At 38.8% G+C, this 17,402-nt stretch carries 11 protein-coding genes and 1 pseudogene; 1 reads left to right on the plus strand and 11 read right to left on the minus strand.

The window, feature by feature from the left end; all coding sequences use genetic code 11:
• Positions 1-5 precede the first annotated feature (5 nt).
• Positions 6-1,607 carry a helicase-related protein gene (locus HG267_RS13435; protein WP_263420055.1) on the minus strand — a complete coding sequence of 534 codons (1,602 nt, stop codon included), beginning with the start codon at positions 1,605-1,607 and terminating at the stop codon, positions 6-8.
• A 1-nt stretch (position 1,608) separates the two neighbouring features.
• A complete protein-coding gene (locus HG267_RS13440; RefSeq protein WP_096621593.1) occupies positions 1,609-2,919 on the minus strand; it encodes an IS701 family transposase in 1,311 nt (436 codons plus the stop codon).
• A 71-nt stretch (positions 2,920-2,990) separates the two neighbouring features.
• Between HG267_RS13440 and HG267_RS13445 the strand changes: the two are divergent.
• Positions 2,991-4,037, plus strand: a pseudogene (locus tag HG267_RS13445) (caspase family protein); the annotation flags it as partial.
• Between the two features lie 98 nt (positions 4,038-4,135).
• Here the strand turns inward: HG267_RS13445 and HG267_RS13450 are convergent.
• The 9 genes from HG267_RS13450 to HG267_RS13490 all read right to left on the minus strand — a co-directional run bounded on the left by HG267_RS13450 (position 4,136) and on the right by HG267_RS13490 (position 17,358).
• Complete coding sequence (locus HG267_RS13450; RefSeq protein ID WP_096622029.1) at positions 4,136-6,403, minus strand: caspase family protein; 2,268 nt, start codon at positions 6,401-6,403, stop codon at positions 4,136-4,138.
• A 127-nt stretch (positions 6,404-6,530) separates the two neighbouring features.
• On the minus strand, positions 6,531-9,371 hold the full coding sequence (locus tag HG267_RS13455) for a CHAT domain-containing protein (RefSeq protein WP_045874820.1): 2,841 nt from the start codon (positions 9,369-9,371) through the stop codon (positions 6,531-6,533).
• 13 nt (positions 9,372-9,384) lie between these two features.
• The gene (locus HG267_RS13460; protein ID WP_045874799.1) at positions 9,385-9,582 is read right to left on the minus strand and encodes a hypothetical protein; all 198 of its coding nucleotides are present in this window, start codon (positions 9,580-9,582) and stop codon (positions 9,385-9,387) included.
• Positions 9,582-10,241 (minus strand): tetratricopeptide repeat protein, encoded by a 660-nt coding sequence (locus HG267_RS13465; RefSeq protein WP_045874800.1) that lies wholly within the window; start codon positions 10,239-10,241, stop codon positions 9,582-9,584. The genes HG267_RS13460 and HG267_RS13465 overlap by 1 nt, the downstream gene beginning before the upstream one ends.
• Positions 10,242-10,436: 195 nt before the next feature.
• Positions 10,437-12,845 carry a CHAT domain-containing protein gene (locus HG267_RS13470; protein ID WP_081584182.1) on the minus strand — a complete coding sequence of 803 codons (2,409 nt, stop codon included), beginning with the start codon at positions 12,843-12,845 and terminating at the stop codon, positions 10,437-10,439.
• Positions 12,846-13,122: 277 nt separating this feature from the next.
• Positions 13,123-13,458 (minus strand): tetratricopeptide repeat protein, encoded by a 336-nt coding sequence (locus tag HG267_RS13475; protein WP_045874802.1) that lies wholly within the window; start codon positions 13,456-13,458, stop codon positions 13,123-13,125.
• A gap of 209 nt (positions 13,459-13,667) precedes the next feature.
• Positions 13,668-14,126 carry a type II toxin-antitoxin system HicB family antitoxin gene (locus HG267_RS13480; RefSeq protein ID WP_228045648.1) on the minus strand — a complete coding sequence of 153 codons (459 nt, stop codon included), beginning with the start codon at positions 14,124-14,126 and terminating at the stop codon, positions 13,668-13,670.
• Between the two features lie 30 nt (positions 14,127-14,156).
• The gene (locus HG267_RS13485) at positions 14,157-14,831 is read right to left on the minus strand and encodes a hypothetical protein (RefSeq protein WP_045874803.1); all 675 of its coding nucleotides are present in this window, start codon (positions 14,829-14,831) and stop codon (positions 14,157-14,159) included.
• On the minus strand, positions 14,824-17,358 hold the full coding sequence (locus tag HG267_RS13490; RefSeq protein WP_045874804.1) for a CHASE2 domain-containing protein: 2,535 nt from the start codon (positions 17,356-17,358) through the stop codon (positions 14,824-14,826). The genes HG267_RS13485 and HG267_RS13490 overlap by 8 nt, the downstream gene beginning before the upstream one ends.
• Positions 17,359-17,402: the final 44 nt, after the last annotated feature.

Consider the following 17,402-nt stretch of genomic DNA (forward strand, 5'->3'; position numbering starts at 1 on the left):
GCCTTTTACTTACGTCCAGGTTGGAGGATAAAAACGCCGAGAACATCCATCGGCAATTGGGGAGTGACGCGGATTCGTCCTTCTTTGGTAATGTCTCTCACTCGCTTATGGCTTTGTAAAAGTTCTTCCGCCCTTTCCCCTGCAAACTTTTCCAAATCTGGCTGGAGTTCTTCTAACCTTTCAAGTAAGTCAGCAATTTCCACCTGCTTGATAGCTTTACCAACATCGCTGACTGGCTTGGCTTGTTGCAGTAATGATGTTGCTGACAACTGCGACAACCAGTTAGGACTAGAAGGCGAACCTGTAAAGCCGATAACGGCGCATTCTTCCGCTAGTAGAGATGTAGTATTTCGCGTTTCTGTACTGCGTTTAGAACTGTCTAACAAATGCCGTAGCCTTACTAACAGTAAAGTCGTCCGCTTTTGTACAGCATTAGTTGTAGTAAAGCCGCATCGTGCTGCAATTGGTTCTGTATTATGAGAAAGCGCATCTTCTAGGATGTACCGCGCTAAACCTTCCACCAAGGGATGATTCCGCCCCACATATTCCACACCTTCTGGTGCTGGGGTGGTAAAAGTGAGTAAGCGCGACTTATCCCCTAACGTTGACTTGAGAAAATCTGGTGGTTGGGGAAGTAACCATCCCTGCTTTTTCTTAATTAAAGAACAAGAGATGCGATCGCACGCCGATAAGACAAAACGCTCTACATCCTGCTCATTCCCTAAAATCTGGTCAGAGTCAATTAATTCCTGTTCTACTTGCTCAGGCTTAATCGCACGTTGAGCAAAGCGAGTCCGATTAATTTTCTCCCGTTCAACTGCGTTGTCCCAATTCTTATGAACTTTATCAACTGCTGATTCTTCCTGAAAATCAAACAGAGATAACTGGATAACTTCAGCAGCACGTTCAAACAGAGATTTAAAAACAGCCTCCGCTACAGTCGTACTTTCCATTGGCACAGGAACAGTAATCCCCAAAGATTTGTGAATCTGAACAGCTTTGCGAATTAGAACATCCAGAACCGCACCATCAACAGGATTATCCTGACCATAAAGCAAGCAGGCTTTTACCTGACTGGCAGTTTGACCGTAGCGGTCTATACGTCCTTCCCGTTGCTCTAAGCGATTAGGATTCCAGGGTAAATCGTAGTGAATTACAGCACTGAAGTGTGTTTGCAGGTTTACCCCTTCACTCAAACAGTCTGTAGCTACTAGCACTCGTTGGGGATAAGATTTTAACTCTTCTAGTCGAGTTTCCCGCTCATCCTCTGAAAGTTCCCCAGTAATAGCGATTACCCGAATTTGGCTTCCTTTTTTCTCTAATTTCTGCCTGAGAGCATCAGCTACATAATTTGCCGTAGCAATGTAGCGACACCAGACAATCGGGTTCATCTCTTCTTTGAGCAGAGAATCGACTGTAGTAATGCATGATTGTAGCTTTTGGTCTTTTTCACCCCGCAACTTCTCTGCTGCTTGCACAAAAGCTTTTAGCTTGCGTTTATCTGTGTCCTTATAACTTTGCTGTCCTTGTTCAATTACCACAGTGGGTGATGCGTCAACTGCTTGTTCTTGTTCTGTGGGATCGTGAACATAACCCTCTTTTGTCACTCTAGGCAGAGGAAAAGTAGAAATCAGGGTGAATCAGGGATATAAAAATTGAACTGGTGAGGCTATAAATAATAGATTGAAGTTTAAAAAAACCCAAAGCTAATTGAGGAATAGGAAAAACCGTTAACCAGGGATATATCAGATTAAATAAAGTAAAAGGTTGAATAATCAAACGAAGATTGTTAAGAATGTTCTTCCAGCCATTTCCATTATCCCACCAAGGATGTGAAACAAATTTTGACTCTCGTTGTGATGGAGACTGAAACAGTTGCTCCGAATGCAGACTAACCATTAAATAAGCACTGCAAATAATTTCCCACCATCGCTCAATATCTGGGTAGTGAGTCAGGCGAAAATCTGACCAACCTAATTCATTCTTACTTTGTTTTAACCCGTACTCGACCCAAGTTCTTAAACCGTAAAAATTTCCAACTTCTCTTGGCGTAATGTCTGGATATTTACTCATCACATACCAAGTAGTGTTATCAGGCAAATTTTCTGGATCTGTAGTAATTTGCCAATATCTAAGTTCTCCACGTTTTCCCGGAATAATTTCTCTAATAAATCGATTTTCCCGACTCAAGTCAGAGAATACCCTTTGAAACTTCTGCCACTTTAAATATTGAATATGTTGTCGTGGAAGTATTTCTACATAATGATTTGACCGAATCGCTACTATATAGTTCAAGTTTAGTTCATCTAATACAGATATGAAATTCTTACCACTCTCTCCATATAAGCTATCTGCAAGTACTAAGTTGAATTTAAAACCCATTGATTGTAGCTTTTTTATCAGTATTGCTGCTATTTCTGGTTTAGTGCGGTACTTATCTCCTGCCTGTAATCTTTCCCTGGGTTTATACACTTCAAACAGTAATGGAAATGTCATCCCACAGAAAACACCATATACTGTCACTGCCACAATTCCATTATCTGTTTTTCCCAAATTTCCTATATACTGCCGTTTCACATAATCTGTCTTGCTCCCTTTCTTTTTATCCCCTGTCTCATCAATAATTAAAATGATTGGTCTACCTTTTAGCACTTGTAAAATTAACTCTAACCTTAAGGTTCTTAACTTTTCTATATCCCAAGGTGATGTAGTTAGAAAATGATGCAACCCTTGCTGGTTATCTAATCCTACGATTTTTGCTATTTCTGGCAATGTTTTACGTTTTAGATCAGAAATGCAGCCTACATGGAGATATTTAAAAGCCTCGAAACTCCTAACATCTGGAAACAGACTTTTATACCACTGGCAATATTCGTCCACAAATTTGACTGTTGGTGCGGCTGGACGGGGCTGTACCATGCTCTGTGTCTTGGTTCTAGCATTTTTACCTTATTATACTACTGCCAGAGTGACAAAACAGGGTTAATGACGTTTTATTGCAACGTGAGTTATTAATTCACCGCTTTGGTTTTAATCCTCAAAATATTTTGACTCTGACTGATAAACAAGCCACGCGCAAAGGTATCTTACAAGCCTTTGAGGAGCATTTGATTAAGCAAGCCAAACCAGGGGATGTGGTAGTATTTCACTTTTCTGGACATGGTTCACGAGTAATTGACGCGGATCGGGATCATCCAGATGGTTTTGTTAGTAGCTTGGTTGCTGTCGATAGTCAATTAGCATCGGATAATTCTTCTAGCACCAAAGAGGTTACGGGACACACACTTTGGTTATTGATGGCAGCATTGAAGACGGAAAATGTGACTTTTGTTATCGATACTATCTATTCTGGTGGTTTAGTCAGTAGCGCATTGAAATCTTCTCAGTTAGAGGGGAAATTTCAAGTTAGCCCCGAAGAAAAGGCTTACCAAGCAACCTGGTTACAACGTTTAGGTTTGTCAGCAGAGGAATTTATAAAACAACGGAGAATCGGAATACCTAAAGGAGTTGTGCTTGCAAGTGCAAGGCGCGATCAATTTGCCATCGATGCCAGCTTTAATGACTTTCATGCAGGACTATTTACTTATACTTTTACACAGTATCTCTGGCAGCAAAGTGGAAATCTAACTTTGGGTGAATCATTTGTGAATATTGCTCGCAATGTCAATGCTTTAAGTTTTGAGCAAGGTAATTTTCAAGAGCCTGTACTTTTTGTTAAACCCAACAGCGATTATCAGCAACGTCCCATGTATTTTATTGGAGTACAAGCACCGAGCGCAGAAGGGGTAATTACGCAAGTTAAGGAAAATCAAATAGAAATTTGGCTTGGTGGTGTTAATCCAAAAAATTTGGAGAACTTGAATAAAAGTGCTGTTTTTGAAATCATCAATGCTGAAGGTCAGCAGCAAGGAACAGTCAAGCTTGAAAGTCGTAAAGGATTGGTGGGATATGCAAAATTGCTAGCATCTCCAACATCTATATCACTAAAACCTGGACTGTTATTACGTGAGAGAGTTCGAGCCACTCCTTCAAGATGATCGGTTGCTTCTAAATGTGAATTGAAACAAATGAGGTTAGGTAAAATACTTGACCTCCTACAAATGACATAATAATACTGTAAGTTTACTCAATTTTACTAACTCACTACTTCAAATGGAATCGACATTACGGCTAACTTCGTAGTATCAACCCCACGTTCTCCCTCTGGAAGTTGGATATTTTCTACAATAATTCCACCGCGAGTGCTTCTGTCTAAATCATCAAGCAAGTTATTAGTTAAATCTAAAAATTCATCTCCGGTTGCTGTTATGAGGCTGCGTTTACCAGCTTGTCCTTGAGCATCTGCGATCGCTTGGAGTTTCTCGAGTAAATCCCGTAATGGTGTCGGACTGGCAATAATCAGTATTTCTGAAAAGCCCAATGGCTTGCCAATGTTTATCCTTGTGCCGCTACGTTGATGTTCGGCTTTAGGAATTAGTACTTTATCTCCACCTGCTATTGATGCGGCTAATATCGGTTCTTCTGACCAATCATAAGGAAAGAGATTTGCAATTTCTCCAGCACTATCTATACCTAAAATAGTGACATAAAGAGGTACGGATTCTTGATTGTGAACCTGGAAGGCTATTGTTGTATCCAAGGGTAATTTTGGTATACCAGAATCGGAAATACTTACTGGTTTTGATGGTGCTGATTGGTTTCCATTGTCATTATTTGTTTTGGCTCCACGAGGTGTAAAAGTATTGGCGAGAGGTTCTTGACTATCAGCAACGATCATGGAGACGGAAATATTGATTTTTGATGTATTTTTATTGCCAATAATATTTTTAACAACTCTAGCAGCCCAGAATGATTTAAGTGTTGATTTTAAGCGTTGCACTGCGGCATTTAATGTTTCTCCGGCATCGTCAAAGGAATTAACAATAATTGCGTCTAAGGTAGGTGTAAATAAGCCAAAGCTACCTACAGCAGGTAAATTTGGGATTTTTTGTTTCTGTAATTCTTGATATTTGGCTTGAGTCATCCGACCAAATATATATTGCACTTCTTGTTGTCGCAGAGCTAAGGCTTCAATACCAGGTATTGTTTGTAATGCTTGTTTCGCTTGAGCAATGATATTACTATCAAGAGAACTATCATCTAGTCCGATTTTTAAAGTTATATCTTTAGGAATAGTGCGGATACGCTCTTGTAAAAGAGTTCCTTTTGCTAATGCTGTTTGTGTGCGTGTGTTGTTGAGTAATTTACCTTTAGCAAATAAGCCTTGACGGGATTCAATTTGTACATGTCCCCGTGCTTCTCCTTTTTCATCAATAACTGTTAAAGTTGCACTTTTATTGAAACTCTCTAGACTTTGGGGTTCGATTCCACCCAACCATAAATTTACTTGGTTGCCATTCACACCAGTAATGACGGCTTCTGCGGGAGTTGCTTTAGGAGGTAAAAAGTATAATGGAGAGTTGAGATTTTTGATGTTTCTTTCTATTTCTGCTTCTTGAAAACCGCCAGTATTCCATGCTATCGTGCGAGCATTATGGCGAACATAAGCGAAAGTTTTAGCAAAAGCTTCATTGCTGTTTACTTGCCAAAGATATTGAGTTAAAGCGTAAGTAAAAGCTCCAGCACGAAAGTCACTAAATTGACCATCTACAGCAAATTGATCTGGTTTTGCAGATGTAATTACTATTCCCTTGGCAACATTTTGGCGGCGTTTGGTAATAAAATCTTGTTGTGACAGTGGGATTCTTTCTAATAATTTACGCTGTGTTTCATATTCTTCTTTACTAGGTAAGAAATTACTTCCACCATCACGGGAACGAACGGCAAAATTTCCCCGCTTTGTACCCCCTGAGTAACAACAATCTAATACCACAGTGACATTTGTGGTTTGCAATGCATACATGAGTAAAAACAGTGTGCCTCCCATAATATCTTGCACCACACCACCATTGGGAAGAAAGGAACTATCAACAGGGACAATTGTACCGTTGAGTCCACCGGGCATATCTTCATCTTTGACACGCGAACCATGTCCAGAAAAATGGAAAATTACAACATCACCAGGTTTGGCTTGCTTGATTAGGTGTTCGTCAAATGCTTGTAAAATACCTTGGCGTGTGGCTTGTGAGTCGGTTAAAGTCAGAATATTTTTTTCGTTAAAACCAAAGCGGTTGGTTAGTAACTCTTTTTGTAAGGAAACATCGGTTAAGCAACCTCCTAGAGTAGGTATGCTGTTTTTATAATCGTTTATTCCCACCAGTAACGCCAGTTTGCGGGGTGTGTCTTGTGCTAAAACTTTTGCGTAACGTTCTCCTTGACGCATGATGTCTAACTGGCTGATACCCATTGTGGCTAAAGCAGAACCAGCGAATTGAATAAATTGACGGCGTTTGATGTAAGACATGGTGATTTTGGATTTTAGATTGTTTGGTGATTTGTATTTCTGGGGGTGTAGGAGGATATGCCAGTTTTGACGTATTTTCTGTAAAGATAAAGGCTTTAAAATTTCCTATTTCGTTGCAAAGGGTAGGTCATTGAGATTCACCGATGAGGGTAAAAGCTGCCCATTGTGATGGATTTGAATATTTTTTCTTGGTGTCGAGCATGGCTTTTCTTAATGCTGTGGCTTTGTCCATTTTTTGTTGCAAATTTTGATAAAACTCAGTCATTAAAAATGCGGTTGAACCATCATCAACTGACCAGAGGGAGACGATAACACTGGGTACTCCGGCACTAATAAAAGAGCGAGATAAACCGATAACACCATCTCCTGTAATTCTTCCTCTACCTGTGTCGCAAGCACTGAGAACTACTAAATTTGCTTTGAATTCCAAGCCGAAAATTTCTTCTGCGGTTAGTAGTCCATCGCGTTTTTGCTCTTCTTTGGTGAGAGGAGATGAGGAGGAGTTAGAATTTTCGGGTGTTAGAGCAATGGAACTATCTAAACCGCGAACATCATCAAATAAGCTGTGGGTGGCAAAGTGAATAATTTGTGCTTGCGGTAAGCGTTGGACTACGGTGGATTCTGTTGCTTGCTTGCCAATTAAGGGTTGAACTTTAAATAAATTAGCGATGACTTTAGCTTCTTTTTCTGCGTAAGGTAGAGGTGGTAATAGTTGCGGTGTGACGCCAATTTTGATTGGAACTTTAGGCATGATGGGATTACCTACAATCAGCATATCATTGGTCTGTAGGGTTTTCTTTTCACGTTTTTGATATTGTTTTTCAGTTAAATCTAAAACTTGAATTGATGGAGATGTGAGGATGGTATGTTTATCAATCAGGTATTTGCCATTTTTGTCTTCCAATGCAGGGAAAGGAACTAGAAATAATGATTCTTGGGGTATGAATACTACTTTATCGGTTTCTTTTTTGGGCAATAGGTCAGCTATGGGTGAGATTAATATTTCGTGGAGTTTTTGTAAGCGTTTTTTCTGTTTTTCTGGATTGATTAGAGGTGGGTTTTCCATTTTTGCACCTCTGACACCAATTGATTTACGGCTGGTTTTAACTAATTCCTCTAAATTTGTCTTTTCTTTCTGCCATAATGGTTTGAGGTCAGATTTGCGGAAGATGACTTCTCCTGTGGGTTTTATGACCCAGATATATAGCTCTGATTCTTTCCATTGTTGTTTACCATTAATTTTGAAATTGCCACCGATAATCGAATACTGAACAAGGGTAGCATTTTGTGATTTGGCAGTTTTTTTAATTTCAGTAATATTGGGTGGGGTTGGAAATTTTTCTTTGGAGTTAGTTGATAAACGGGAGGCAAGTAGCTCCACAAATGCTCTTCCCCTTCCACGTTCGGATATTTCTAAAGCTGCATCAGTTTTATTCTGAGCAATGAGAAATTGTTGCAAAATCCGATAGGCATTAATATAGGTTTCAAAAATTGAGACTTTCTCACTATCCTTTAATTCCCGACCTCGGAGAGATTCATAAACTTTTATGCTTTCCATTAAGGTACTCTCTGCTAAAGTAAGTTTTCCTTGCTTCCAGTAAGCAGATCCTAGATGCATCAGTGCATTACCTTCATCTTTGCGATTTTTAATTTCTCGTGTGATTGTCAATGCCTGTTGATAGTAATCAATAGCTTTGGGGTAATCTTCCAAATAAAAGTAGGTAATACCGAGATTTCCCAGTGCTATACCCTCACCATTACGGTCTTTAATTTCTCGTGCGATCGCCAAGCTTTGTTTTTGGTAGTCAATTGCTTTTGGGTAGTCTCCCAAAATACCAAAAATATTAGCAAGTTCTACCAGTGATTGACGCTCAAGTAAACGGTCTTTAATTTCTCGTGCAATTGCCAAGCTTTGCTGCTGGTAGTCAATTGCTTTTGTGTATTCTCCCAAGGAACGGTAGATAAAACCAAAACCGCCAAGTGAGTGTCCCTCATCTTTACGGTCTTTAATTTCGCGGGCGATTTTTAAGCTTTGTTGATTGTAGTCAATTGCTGTGGGATAGTCTCCCAAGGCATTGTAGACGGAACTCAGATTTCCCAGTGATTGCCCTTCATCTTTACGGTCTTTAATTTCGCGGGCGATTTTTAAGCTTTGTTGAAGGTAGTCAATAGCTTTGGCGTAATCTCCCAAGGAATAGTAGGCAATACCGATATTTTCCAGCGCAGCACCCTCACCTTGACGGTTTTTAATTTCCCGTGTGATTTTTAAGCTTTGTTGAAGGTAGTCAATGGCTTTGGGGTAGTCTCCCAAGGAATAGTAGGCAATACCAAGATTTCTCAGTGCAGTGCCCTCACCTTGACGGTCTTTAATTTCTCGTGTGGTTTTTAAGCTTTGTTGATGGTAATCAATGGCTTTGGGGTAGTCTCCCAAGGAATAGTAGGCAATACCAAGATTTCCCAGCGCAGTGCCCTCACCTTGACGGTCTTTAATTTCACGGGCAATTAATAACCATTGTTGATGGTAGTCAATGGCTTTTGGGTAGTCTCTCAAGTTATTGTAGGCAAGACCGAGATTTTTCAGTGCATTACCCTCACCTTGACGGTCTTTAATTTCGTGGGCAATTACTAACCATTGTTGAAGGTAGTCAATGGCTTTGGGGTAGTTTTCCAAAGCTCCATAGGTAGCACCAAGACTGCCGAGAGATTGACCCTCACCATTACGGTCTTTAATTTCGCGGTAGATTTGTAGTGCTTTTTGCCAAGATTGTAACGCTGCTTCAAATTGACTCGTTTGAAACTGCTCAATACCTTGCTGTAAAAACCTATCAGCTTCCGCTTTCCTTTCATCCACCGTCTGTGCCAAAACCCGCGATTCAGTAAACACTATTGGCAACCGAGAACTCAATGAAGTTGAAAAAATAGCCAATAGACAAACAAACACACTTAACCCAACTTTGCAGGAACGCATAGCCATACCCCCACTACAACAAACCAACCAACGTAAAACCAGCCCAATCGCGAGGATTTGGATACTTTTTCATCGTTTCCAGCATCGCTTGACGTAACGCACCTGTTTTATCCGTATTTATACTTAAAATACCATAAAGCTCAGTTATCAGAAATGTGAGTGCTACAGATTCCCCTCCAAACAGATGGGAATCTGGGCTTAGTATTTGCATTAACTAATTTGCTTTAGCAGGTCAAGTGCTGTCTTCATATTCTCAGTTTTACCCTCTCTTTTATACAGTTCCGCAGCTTGTTTTAAATCTGCAACTGCTCCTTGTTTATTACCTAAATTACCCTGAGCAATACCACGCCAAAAATAAGCATGGGCGAAATCTGAATCTAATTTTATTGCTTGATTAAAATCTGCTAGTGACTGTTCGTAGTCTTTTAAGTACAAGTAAGCATAACCTCTACCAAAGTATGAGTAATGGGAATTTGGCTCAATCCGAATTGCTTGATTAAAATCATCAACTGCGGGCTGATACTTTTCTATTTGGATATATGCTAAACCTCGCAGTATATAAGCTCCATAATTATCTTTATCTTGTTGTAAAATTTGATTACAATTCTCAATTACTTGGTCATAATTGCCCTTTTGTAGATACTCTGTTGCCTGATTTAATAAGGACTCGATATTGTTACTATTTCCAGAGTTGTAGGTATGTGTAGATTGAGGTTTGATTGAAGGTAGCTGTAGTTGTGGCTTAAGTTGAGTTTGAGTTTGAGCAATCAGGATTGGTTCTGGTTGATTGAGATTTTCTGCCAAAACTTTAGGACTAGAAATAATCGCACCTAATACAGCCATGCCGAGTGCTAATGTGAATTTTTTCATTTTTCTGATTCCTGAATGATTGATGATTGTTGAGTAGTGTTTGCAAAAGAAAACTAGATACTTTCGGCAGAGTGAATTACAATTGTTTTTTCCGTTCTGGAAGTATCTTTTGCTTTCTTGGTTATATGTATTTCTGGGAGTAAGGAGGATATGCCAAAATTTTGCGGCTTGGTGAAATTTTTTTTGAATTCCCGTTTATTCGGCGTTGCCAATGAGGGTGAAAGCCGCCCAGTGTATGGGATGGGGATATTTTTTCATTGTGCTTAACATTGCTTGACGTAGGGCTTTGGCTTTGTCAGGATTTTGCTGTAATTGGCGGTAAAATTCCACCATTAAATCTGACGTGGAACTATCATCAACTGCCCAGAGAGAAACGATTACACTCTCTGCTCCCGCAGTCAGCAAGGAACGGGATAATCCCACGACTCCATCACCTGTGATTTCCCCGCCACCAGTATCGCAAGCACTTAAAACTACTAAGTCTGCTTTCAAATTTAAGTTAATGATTTCGGTTGTTTTGAGCAATCCTTCGTTGACACCAGGAGTATCGGGAGCAAGTGCGATCGCACCTGGTATTCTTTCCCCAAAGCCATAAAGTAATCCATGTGTAGCTAAATGAATTATTTTGGCGGTTGATATTTTTTGCAGTACGGCAGATTTTGTTGCTTGTTTACCGATTAGAGGTTGAGTGTTGAGGATGGGGGCTATTTTATTCGCTTCTTTTTCCGTACCGGGTAAAGGACGTTGTTGTACGGGGGGAATCCCTGTAATTGGCATAATTGGGTTCCCTACCAGTAATGTATCTCCTGGTTGCAGAGATGCAATATTTAATGTTTCTGTGTTTTTCCGGGTGTAGTCTAATACCTGAATTGCTGGAGCAGTGAGGATGGTATGCTTTTCAATCAGGTATTTGTTGTTTGCATCTTTGAGCGCTGGGAAGGGGACGAGAAATAGGGATTCGTGGGGTATAAAAATTACGCGATCGCCTGAGTTTTTAGGAAGATGCTTGGCGATGGGTGTAATTAGGAGTTCGTGGAGTTGTTGTAAGTGTTTCTTTTGAGTTTCTGCACTTGGTAGGGGTGGGTTTTCAATTTCAGCACCACGTTGTTTTATAACACCAATAGATTGACGACTGGTTTCTACTAAATTTTTTAGAGGTGTTTTGAGGGATTTTAAATCTACTTGTTTAAATGCAATTTCTCCTGTGGGTTTAACTACCCAAATATAAAGTTTTGCATCCTTGGCTAAGAAATATTCCACAAGTGTAGCTTTTTGCTGTTGAGCAATTTTTTTAATTTGAGCAATGGATGGGATTGTGTTTAAAAATTCGTTACTTCTGGTTGATTTTGAGGTGATTAAATCAATAATGGCTCTGGCTCTACCGCGTTCAGATATTTCTAATGCTTGTTCTATTTTATTTTGGGCGATTAAAGCTTTTTGTAACCAGCGATAGGTAGTGGCTTGTTGTTGAAATATTGATATTTTTTGCTCATCATTTAATGTTGCCCGTAGTGACTCCCAAATTTTAATAGCAGCATATAGAGGTTTTTCCGCTTCGGAGTAATTACCTTGATCTATATAATTTACTCCAATATTATTGAGAGTTCCACCTTCGCCAGTATTATCACGAATTTGTTTGCGAATAGGTAATGCTTGTTGATAATAATCTAATGCTTTTTGGTATTTTTTTAGATTGTTATAAACTACTCCAATGTTGTTTAAATAAGTACCTTCACCTTCTTGATCACCAATTTGTTTAGCAATGTTAAATGCTTGGTTCCAATAATCTAACGCCTTTTGATACTCTCCTCTCCTGCGGTAAACTTCTCCAATATTACCAAGAGTAGTTTCTTCACCTTCTTTATCACCAATTTGTTGAGCAATAGTTAAAGCTTGTTGATAATTATCTAATGCTTTTTGGTATTCTTCCTGATTGTCGTAGGCTACCCCAATATTACTGAGAATTATACCCTCTAGTCTTTTATCAAGGATTTGTTGAGCAATAATTACAGCTTGCTGATAATTATCTAAGGCTCTTTGATATTGTCCCAAACTATTATAAATCAACCCAATATTGTTAATCGTTGTACCTTCAAGTTCCTTGTCTTCCACTTGTCGAGCAACGGTTAAAGCTTGTTGATAATAATCTAATGCTTTTTGATACTGACCCAGCCTGCGATAAACTAAACCAATATTATTAATAGTTGTACCTTCGCCAGCTTTATCATCAATTTGTTGAGCAATGATTAAGGCTTGCTGATAATAATCTAATGCTTTTTGATACTCTCCCAGATTGTCATATATTTTTCCAATATTGTGGAGAGTTGTACCTTCGCCGAATTTATCCTCAATTTGTCGAGAAATGGTTAAGGCTTGTTGATAATAATCTAATGCTTTTTGATACTCTCCCAGATGATCGTAAACTTGTCCTATGTTGTCTAAAATTCTACCTTCGCCGAATTTATCATCGATTTGTCGAGCGATAGTTAAAGCTTGTTGATAATAATCTAGTGCCTGTTTGTACTCGCCCAGATTGTCGTAAACTGAACCAATATTGCTTAAAATTCTACTTTCAATTTCTTTATCACTAATTTCTCTACTAATTACTCACCATTCGCGTAATCCAAATCGGAAATAATTAATTCCCAAAAAACCATGAAATTCCTACTATATATAGCTTTGGTTTTGGTAATCAGAATAGAAAGCTTACACTTACCCGATTTCCCTCAAAGATTTCAGTAGGAATCTGAATGTATCGGTGCGATCGCACCGTCATCGCACTGTGAACTAACCACGCCTCTAAAGGGTATATGGATAAAAGTTTGATGCGATTAATCCTTTTTTTGTAAGCCTTTTAACCATTTTGATGAATTCTTTATTTTCAGAATCGATTACGCGAACGATGAGTAATTACTAGCGCTTTCTCGAATAACTCTAGGGCTTCTTTATATTTACCTTGGCGAAATAATTTAAGTCCCTGTTTATTTAGTTTCCTTGATTCTTCTAGTCGCTGTTGCTGTGTCTGTCCTTGTGCTACTAATTTACTACTTACCCCACCCTCTACTTCTCTCATCTGCGGAGATGCTAAACCTACGGGAAATATCAACGAAAGCAACACAGTAACAAATGTAGCCCGATAAACAAATATTGATAACTTATTTTTGGCTTTATAAAGCCTATTACCTCGGCGGTTACAGCAATTCAGACTTTTACGCATTTTTTCAGCCCTTTAAATCTTTCAGTAATTACTCGTATTTCTCAACCACAAGAGGTTATGCTTTTTTTAGCGTACCAAGCAAGTTATTGTTGAACCTTCTCTCTCAAGGAATTGAGCAAAAACAAGTAATGTGGGCATTTTTTCCCACGCTGATCGATTTCATCCATCCAACAGTAGCGATACATGGTCAGTATCTAGCAACCAAAGGCTCATGCTGCACCATTGATATCTAACTCGCGCTCTGTCCGCAATTCCTCAGCCAGCTGTGCAAAATCCTCATCTCCCTCAAACATACCAATAAAATCTGTCCAGGGATTATTTGCAACTTCTATCGTCAAAATCTCAATATTTGCCAGCCTTTCTTTAATTTTTTCCTGTAGAAATGCGTAGGCGTAGCCCATCGAAGATATCGCATCCTCACGATTTTCAGCTTCGGCTACACAATCAGCTAATTCTGATACTGATGCGATAAAATGCCCTGAATCCAGCCGTTCAACTAGGATATGAAGAGGCAGCTTGTTTAAACTTACAACGGATTGAAGATTCATAGACAGCGATCGCAACTTCTTTTTCTCATAATAATCTTTCTGCCAGCATTTATGATGTCGAAAGTGATATAAATGCCCAAACTCTTGTATAACAACAATTTGGGGCTTAATTTTAGGCATCTCAACCAGTTGAAAATTCTTAGTCTGTGGTTAATTTGGTTTACAAAAATCTTTCACAATCTCTTCCCGGATTTTAACTAACTCTGGTGAAGGTTTGTCCACCGAGTAAGCTTGCTGCAATGCATCTGACCGCAATGGTGGGTCTTGTTCTAAAAAATACTTCGCTTTTGCAAATGCGATACCCTCAGCAGTTACACCCTTAGCTTTTTCTTGCTGCTCCAATTGCTGCAAATCATTGGTAATGCGCTGTTTTTGCTGGGGTTCCATGATTTTAAACGCAATATTTCCCGCCCAAGAATTCTCAATTGCTACTGACCAATGGTATTGTTGAGCAGGTAGCAAGGGATTCCCCGTATAAGTTGCATAAAGCTGTCCGATTTGAATATTGTCAGTTGCACTCGCATCGGGAATACCCTGAGAAAGTCCGATTTTTTTCAGATTTCCTTGCCAAATTATAAACGGGCGATCGCTCCAAATTATCTCACCACGATCTGGTGCAGCAATACAAACACCATTAATGATTGGACGTGGTGCGCCTTTACCCCTTCCCACTGGAGGGTTCCTCCGAAAAAGATTCCACCAAGAAAAAGACGGCTGTGCTGGACGCTTTTCGGCGTGGGATACTTGATTTGGCAAAACAGGGAGCAATGTAACAGTCATTGCAGATATCAACAAGCTGGGTAAAATCCAGTTGTAATTATTCATAAACCCTTCTCCGTAAAAAACCTGTTATGAAATATGTCCAAACGGTCGCAGATGGTAAAAACCAAGGTATTATAATCGCTAGGGATGATATGTATATTTCCAAACTAATAATTCCATAAACGACTGTTAGTAAAGAAATTAGCATCAGCCATTGCCAGCAATAGTGGGAATGTTTGCGTAATAAATAGTAGAAATATTTTCCCATCAAAATAGCAATCCCCAATATCCAAACATCAGGAATAGGTATAACCAATCTCTGTGTGAGAAAATGATGCACCATATAAGCATGAACTTCTCCACCAGGTATAATTCTGCTATTGTTTCCCTGTTGCAATCGCCAAAAATCTAGTGCTGGGGGTACATCAAAATTATCTTCTTTATCTATTGACATTCCCGCTTCATCGTATCCCCCTGCTGCGATGATAACTACTTGTTTTTGTAGGTTCGCCAAAGGTAGATTTTTACTATCTTGTTCTAACAATTTCCAAGCAGGGACGGATTCATATATTTGATTGGGAGGGATAGAAAAATCAATAATTGGATGCAGCCACATTTGGGAAATGATAGTACTGTAATCTGCGATCGGTTGCAAGCGAGAACGAGGTGAATTTAAAATTGTCTTATCTAGTATATTATGTTTATTCCGGTTGAGATAGCTATTTAACTGCTGCCAAAAATTGCTTTGACTATCTAGTTTAGGTTGGGGAATTTTGAGATTATTGTTACTATCTTTACTGGAATCATCGAGAGAATATTGTAATTGATGTGATAAAGCTAATAAACCTGCAAAAGTGAAAGGTGTTGAATTATTATTTGATGATGGTAACAGTGTCATATAACAAGGGATACGCTGTATTTTATCACAAAATAAGATTTCAATTTCTCCATCTAAACTCCAATTGAAACTAGCAATTTCAGGGATCGCAGTCTGCCAAACTCCAGCATCAGATTCAGTTCCTGCGAAGATAAACCAAGTTGGATTAGGCGATGTATTAACACCTTTTTTAATTGCTTGAGCTAAACTTTTATCATTTTCGGGTTGGTGTCTATCTAATATAAAATCAATCCCGATTATTTTCGCTTTTCTATCTGTTAGCCGATTGATTAAACTCGCAATATATTCGCGGTTCATCGGTCTAGGGTTGCTGATTTTACCTTTAGATTTTTTAATTGATTCGTCGTCTATTTTTACAAGTAATACGGGAGGAACCTCTTGCTGGTTAACCTTTCCTGTTAGTTGACGATAGAGAGATTGTACCCACAATTTGCGTCCTAATAAGTGATTTTGGATGGGAATTTGTAAGCTAATTAATAATAAAGCTGCAAGTGCTATACCTTCTTTTCGAGTGGGAATAATTTTTCTAAGTCTTTGTTTAATACCAAATGGTTCAACCTTAAATAAAGGTGCTTCGGGATGACGAAATAAAGAAGGAATTAAATAAGCACTGGGATATGTAAGGTTTTTCTCTGTCTTCAAATATTGGGATGCTAATAATAAAGCTTCGTGAACATCTTTAAATTCCGCCAAGGCTTGTAAAAAGTGTAGTAAAAATTCCTCGGCGACAGCATTATGAACGGGTTCGCGCATCACAGCAACTTGACTCAAACCCAAGTCAATGAGAGAGTTAGCAATATTCAAACCATTGCAGGAATTAAAAATTGCAAATTGTAACCCACGTTCTACTGCGATACTTAATAATGGTGCAATTTCACTAATCGATAAAGTGACATTTTTAGCAATACTAATTTCTCCTCCTGTGATATTATTTTCATTACTGTGTCCAGCAAAAAATAAGATATCCCAACCTAATTCAGAGGTAATAGCATCTTTGATTTTAGTTTTTAAATCTGTAATACTTGTTTCTGGCTGTAAACCTACAAATTTGACATCAATGATATTTTTAAATTGACGCATTGCTTGCTTTTCAGCTTTGAAATCCAAGCCAGTTTCATCACCTAATATTGCTAACACTCTAACTTTACGAGTAAGCCGAGGATTTTTCTGTGCAAATCCTCGATGAATATTTACAGGGGTACGAACAATACGAATTTTTCCCGAAGAAAGTGCAAATTCTGTACCAATTTCCCACGATTCCCAAGGAAAGCGTTCTAAATCTATGGTGTTACAAGTAAGAAAAAGATTTGTAATTTCTGGTGATTGAGAAAGGGTTTCTATCTTTTCTTTCTCCCCTACTACATTAGCCAAAGCCATACGAATTTCATATAATTCTGCACAACGCAACCATTTATGAAATTCCAACAAAAATTTAGCTTCCGCTTGCACTAATTTTGCCTGCCAATCAGTCGGAGGAGTAGAAATTACACCACTATCTGCTATCCGACCACGTACTGATTGTGTTTTGTAATTTTTGTAATAATTTAGATAGGAACGTTGCCAATCTTGATAAAGTATGGTGAGATTTTGAGGATAGGGAATTGTCACATTTAGCTGCTGTCCTTTTCCCCAACTGAGTTGAAATAAACAAAGTTTTTCAATGTGTTGAACTTTGAGATAAAAGTTGCTCATGTGTGCTTACTGATTGGTAGTGCGTTATTTATTAGTGAAGAGAG

It is taken from the genome of Tolypothrix sp. PCC 7601 (assembly GCF_025677855.1).
In the GTDB taxonomy this organism is placed as follows: domain Bacteria; phylum Cyanobacteriota; class Cyanobacteriia; order Cyanobacteriales; family Nostocaceae; genus Aulosira; species Aulosira diplosiphon.